We start from the raw sequence: 5,529 nt of genomic DNA, 5'->3' as shown, positions 1-5,529 counted from the left end.
CCCAAGTGCGTGGTGGGACCAGATGGAAGCGGTTCGCTGTGGTCATGGTGCCCAGCGTCGCCGCTACGGCGTGCATAGGTGTCGCTCTCGCGCAGGGTGCTCTCGCCGCGTCGTTCAGTGTGTCAGGCCAGTCGTTCAAGGTGACCGCGAAGGAGCTCAACGGCACGGGCTTCTCGCAGTACGGGGCCGTGGACGAGGGCTACACCCTGACGGGTCAGAAGACCCATCACCCGGTGGCCGTCTCGGTGTTCGAGAAGGCGACCATTGAGCGGATGTGTCAGTCCGTTGTCACCCCCGGCATCCCGTTCATCGGGTCCGTCACCCTGAAGCTGACGGCCGGTGAAAGCTCCGATGCGAAGCGGCAGGTGTCCGCCGACAACCTGTACATCGATGTCGCCGACTTGGGCGCGGACGCCACGTTCGAGGACATCGACATCGGTGTGGCGGCCGGGGACATCAACCGCGGTCCCGGCATGAAGGATTCGGAGATCGCGCAGAAGAAGGCGAACCCGTACGGGTTCGCCCAGCAGGCCAGGTCGGCCAAGCTGTCCGACGTGAAGCAGACGGCGTGGGCGACCACGGCCGGCACCTTCACTCTGCCCGGTCTGAAGATGAAGCTCATGACCGGAAGCGGCGAAGGCAAGGAGTGCTACTAGGCACTCGGTGACGGGCGGGGGAGCCGAAGCGGTGCCCCCGCCCGCCTACTCTCCGCGCGCTGCGCGTCATCCCCTCACATCGCAATACACCCTCACCACAGCAACGCCGCACCAGGGAGCTGTTTTCCATGAGCGCCGAGACTCCTGCCGCCCCCGGCCAGTTCACCCGCCGGAGACTGCAGTTCCGCGCCTGGCGGGGCACGCGGCCGTTCTGGGCCGGCCTGTTCGTCATGATCGGTGGTGTACCGATCATGTACTTCCCGTACGCGAACCTTCGGATCGGTCATCTGACGCTGGCGATGTCCACCACCGCGGGCGCCGGGTCCCTGATCATCGGCGTGCTGCTCGTCGTGCTGGGCTTCACCCTCTGGTTCCAGAAGCACATCCAGATCTTCGCCGGTGTCGCGGCGATCCTGCTGGCGTTGGTATCCATCCCGGTGTCCAACTTCGGCGGTTTCGTCGTCGGCTTCCTGTGCTCGATGGTCGGCGGCGCCCTGGCGGTGGCATGGGCGCCCGGCACACCGCCCGAGCCGGAGGCGACGAAGGGCGGCCAAGAGGTGGACGGCGCCCCCTCGGGCGTAGTCCCCCAGGCGGACGAGGACATGGTGGGCCAGCCGAACGATCTGTCAGGAACGAGCCCGGCCAACGGGGCGAACGGGAGGCACAGTGCCGGCTGAGGAGGTGGCCCACGTGGCCGAAGCGGACGGGCCACGTGTGAGAACCGGGCCGCGTCACGCGGCACCCAAGAAGCCGCTGTTCACCAGGTTCCACATGCCGGCCGGGAAGGCGATAGCCCTGGCGGCGATGCCGACGGCAGTCCTCATGGGTATGGGCTTCACGCCCAAGCTCGCCCTTGCCGACGAGCAGCCGGCGTCCCAGAGCCTGTCGGCCGATGAGTACGCCGACCAGTTCAAGGACTGTGTCGAGGCGCTGGACCCCGAGGCGAGCGCGGACGCGTCGGCCACACCGTCGCCGTCCGCCTCGGCGAGCGAGAGCGAGTCCGCCGAGGAGGCGGAGCCGAGCCCCTCGGCACCGTCCGACGCCGACTCCTCGGAAGGAACGGGGACTTCGGGCCAGGACTCTTCGTCGGATTCAGGTTCCGACGACGGGGCCCAGCCCAAGCCGGCCCCCTCGTCCTCGGCACCCGCCGCGGACAAGGGGAACGAGGCCGAGCCGGTCGTGCCGAGCCCGTCGGCGTCCGAGAGCGACAAGGGTGTACTCGAAACCGTCGGCGACGCGATAACCGGCGTCGTGGAGGGCATAACCGGCGGCGGCGCCCAGGACTCCGCGAGCCCGGCGCCGTCCCCCTCCGCGACTGCGAGCGGGGTCCCCGGCGCGGGGGTGCCGTCCGAGAATTCGGGCGACTCGGGTAGCTCGAAGAACTCCGGTAGCTCCGACGGAGGCAAGGACGCGTCCGACTCCGTCGAGGACGCCGAAGGGGAGGTCACCGACACGGTCGAGGACGCCGTGGGCGGGGCGACCGACAAGGCCACCGAGCAGGCCGAGCCCACGGACGAGGCCGGCACCACGCCGAGCCCGTCCGCGAGTTCCACGGTGGACCCCGAGGACTGCCCCAGGGCCACGGACGCCGAAGGCGGCGTGGACAATCCGATCGCCGTGGCGGACGACCCCTGGTACCTGGAGGCCAGTTACCTGCAGCTGAAGGGAGCGGACTATCAGGGCATCGTCGAGGTGAGGACCGCCAGCGGCAAGACCAAGAAGGTCCTGAAGTACGTCATCTCGGACGGCACGAAGATCGGCGATCTGCATCAGCTGGTGAAGGACAAGCAGATCGGCAAGACGTATCACGTGCAGGCGGAGAAGGATTCGGAGTCGACGATCACCGACGGCGACACGGTGATGTACACCGAGAGCATCTCCGGGAACCTCTTCGGCCTGATCCCGCTCACGTTCAGTCCGGAGAGCCCGCCCCCGCTGAACATCCCCCTGATCTACTTCACGAACGTAAAGGTCACGCAGGCCGCCCAGTTCGGCGGGACTCTGACCATCCCCGGGATGCATGTGTTCACCACCGATTGAGCATCCCCGAACCCGTTCGGGAGCCGCACAGAAGCTGTGGCCCGGTTTCCCCGCCGTGTGCGGGGGCCGGGCCACAGCTCTGTGCGTTCCCGCCCGGAGACAGTCGCAGCAGTTCGCCTAGTCACAGCAAACCGAGGGCGCCCCCGCACCTGCAGGGAGCACCCTCGTATGCGTACGTGACGGAGTCCGCCTCAGTCGTTGATCCCGCCCAGGTGGTGCACCCGCACCATGTTCGTCGTGCCGGGGACGCCGGGGGGCGAGCCGGCCGTGATGATGACGATGTCGCCGGGGTTGAAGCGGTTGAGCTTCGCGATCTCCTGATCGACCAGGTCGACCATCTCGTCCGTGCTGTTCACGAACGGCACCACGTGGGACTCCACGCCCCAGCTGAGCGACAGCTGGTTGCGGGTGGACTCGTCCGTCGTGTACGCGATGATCGGCTGGCTCGCGCGGTAGCGGCTCAGGCGGCGGGCCGTGTCGCCGGACTTGGTGAAGGCCACCAGACCCTTGCCGCCGAGGAAGTCGGCGATCTCGGCGGCCGCGCGGGCCACCGAACCACCCTGCGTGCGCGGCTTCTTGCCGGGCACGAGCGGCTGCAGGCCCTTGGAGAGCAGCTCCCCCTCGGCCGCCTGGACGATCTTCGACATCGTCTTGACGGTCTCGATCGGGTAGGCGCCCACCGAGGACTCCGCCGACAGCATGACCGCGTCCGCGCCGTCCAGGATCGCGTTGGCCACGTCGGAGGCCTCGGCGCGGGTCGGCCGGGAGTTGGTGATCATCGACTCCATCATCTGGGTCGCCACGATCACCGGCTTGGCGTTGCGCCGGCACAGCTCGATCAGGCGCTTCTGCACCATCGGGACCTTCTCGAGCGGGTACTCGACGGCCAGGTCACCACGGGCGACCATCACACCGTCGAACGCCATCACGACGTCCTCCATGTTGGCCACCGCCTGCGGCTTCTCCACCTTGGCGACGACCGGGACGCGCCGGCCCTCCTCGTCCATGACCTTGTGGACGTCGTTGATATCCTTGGCGTCCCGGACGAAGGAGAGGGCGACCAGGTCGCAGCCCATGCGCAGCGCGAACCGGAGGTCCTCGACGTCCTTCTCGCTCAGCGCGGGCACGTTCACCGCCGCGCCGGGCAGGTTGATGCCCTTGTGGTCGGAGATGACGCCGCCCTCGATGACGATCGACCGCACCCGAGGGCCCTCGACGTCCAGCACCTTCAGTTCGACGTTGCCGTCGTTGATCAGGATCTGGTCACCACGCGAGACGTCGCCGGGCAGGCCCTTGTAGGTCGTGCCGCAGATCGTCCTGTCGCCGGGCACGTCCTCGGCGGTGATGACGAACTCGTCACCGCGCACCAGCTCCACCGGCCCCTCGGCGAAGGTCGCGAGCCGGATCTTCGGGCCCTGGAGGTCGGCGAGGACACCGATGGCCCGGCCGGTCTCCTTGGCGGCGGCACGGACGCGGTCGTACCGCCCCTGGTGCTCGGCGTGCGTGCCGTGGCTGAAGTTGAAGCGGGCAACGTTCATGCCCGCCTCGATCAGTGCGACAAGCTGCTCGTGGGAGTCGACCGCGGGGCCGAGAGTACAGACGATTTTCGAACGGCGCATGGGGCGATCCTATCGGTTTGTTTCGCTGCGGAATATTCCGTCTGGCGGAAAATACAAAAGGGCGGGATGCCGCTCAGGTGAGGGCGCCTCTGAGCCTCTGCGGCAGTTCTAAGAGACCTGGGACGCCTTTACCAACGCGTACGTCTGTGTCGCAATCTCCAGCTCCTCGTCGGTCGGCACCACGGCCACCGCCACGCGCGCGTACCCGGGCGAGATCAGTCGCGGTGCGTCGCCGCGTACGGCGTTCAGCTCGTCGTCCACCACCAGGCCCAGCTCATCCAGGCCCGCCACGGCGGCCTCCCGCACGGGCGCCGCGTTCTCGCCGACCCCGGCGGTGAACGCGATGGCGTCCACCCGTCCGAGTACCGCGTAATAGGCGCCGATGTACTTCTTCAGACGGTGAATGTAGATGTCGAAGGCGAGTTGCGCCTCTTCGTCACCCTCGTCGATCCGGCGGCGGATCTCGCGCATGTCGTTGTCACCGCACAGGCCGATCAGTCCGCTCTTCTTGTTGAGAAGAGTGTCGATCTCGTCGGCGGACATTCCGCCAACTCGCATCAAATGGAAGATGACGGCCGGGTCCATGTCACCGGAACGCGTACCCATCACGAGCCCCTCCAAAGGCGTCAGCCCCATGGAGGTGTCCACGCACTTCCCGCCGCGCACGGCGCTGGCGGAGGCCCCGTTGCCGAGGTGCAGCACGATGACGTTCACCTCCTCCGGCGCCTTGCCCAGCAGCTCCGCGGTCGCCCGGGAGACGTAGGCGTGTGAGGTGCCGTGGAATCCGTACCGCCGGATCCGGTGCTCGTCGGCGGTCCGGACGTCGATCGCGTACCGCGCGGCCGACTCCGGCATCGTCGTGTGGAACGAGGTGTCGAAGACGGCGACCTGCGGCAGGTCCGGGCGCAGGGCGCGGGCCGTGCGGATGCCGGTGAGGTTGGCCGGGTTGTGCAGCGGGGCGACCGGGATCAGCCGCTCGACCTCGGCGAACACGGCGTCGTCGATGAGGGTCGGCTCGGTGAAGTGCTTCCCGCCGTGCACCACCCGGTGCCCGATCGCGGCCAGCTCGGGCGAGTCGAGGCCGAGTCCGTCCTTGGCCAGCTCCGCGGCCACGGCCTTCAGCGCGGCCTCGTGGTCGGGGATCGCCGCCTCGAAGCCGCGGGTCTCGCCGGTGGCGACGAGCGTGTGCTTCAGCCGGGAGGTCTCCTCGCCGA

General features: G+C 68.2%; 5 protein-coding genes. 3 read left to right on the top strand and 2 right to left on the bottom strand.

What is annotated here, in order from left to right; all coding sequences use genetic code 11:
- From AB0O67_RS36430 to AB0O67_RS36420, 3 genes are all read left to right on the top strand, one after another.
- The coding region (locus tag AB0O67_RS36430) for a DUF6230 family protein (RefSeq protein ID WP_365460106.1) at window positions 1-656 on the top strand (656 nt) is incomplete at its 5' end.
- Between the two features lie 128 nt (window positions 657-784).
- Entirely contained in the window at window positions 785-1,333 is a 549-nt protein-coding gene (locus AB0O67_RS36425; RefSeq protein ID WP_365460103.1) for a DUF6114 domain-containing protein, read from the top strand.
- A complete protein-coding gene (locus tag AB0O67_RS36420) occupies window positions 1,323-2,696 on the top strand; it encodes a hypothetical protein (RefSeq protein ID WP_365460100.1) in 1,374 nt (457 codons plus the stop codon). Before AB0O67_RS36425 ends, AB0O67_RS36420 begins: the two co-directional genes overlap by 11 nt.
- A 191-nt stretch (window positions 2,697-2,887) precedes the next feature.
- Here AB0O67_RS36420 and pyk read toward each other — a convergent pair whose 3' ends face one another.
- Together pyk and AB0O67_RS36410 are read right to left on the bottom strand one after the other, a co-directional pair.
- Window positions 2,888-4,315, bottom strand: coding sequence for a pyruvate kinase (pyk, locus tag AB0O67_RS36415; protein WP_365460097.1), 1,428 nt, complete (start codon window positions 4,313-4,315; stop codon window positions 2,888-2,890).
- A 108-nt stretch (window positions 4,316-4,423) separates the two neighbouring features.
- On the bottom strand, window positions 4,424-5,529 hold a 1,106-nt coding region (locus tag AB0O67_RS36410), incomplete at its 5' end, for an acetate kinase (protein ID WP_365460094.1).

This window comes from Streptomyces sp. NPDC086077 (genome assembly GCF_040686175.1).
Taxonomy (GTDB): domain Bacteria; phylum Actinomycetota; class Actinomycetes; order Streptomycetales; family Streptomycetaceae; genus Streptomyces.
The sequence above is the reverse complement of the archived record's forward strand: the minus strand, read 5'-3'. Positions and strand labels throughout refer to the sequence as shown.

Coding starts and splice junctions, on each gene's coding strand:
- AB0O67_RS36425 (WP_365460103.1), top strand. CDS start 785: ATGAGCGCCGAGACTCCTGCCGCCCCCGGCCAGTTCACCCGCCGGAGA.
- pyk (WP_365460097.1), bottom strand. CDS start 4,315: ATGCGCCGTTCGAAAATCGTCTGTACTCTCGGCCCCGCGGTCGACTCC.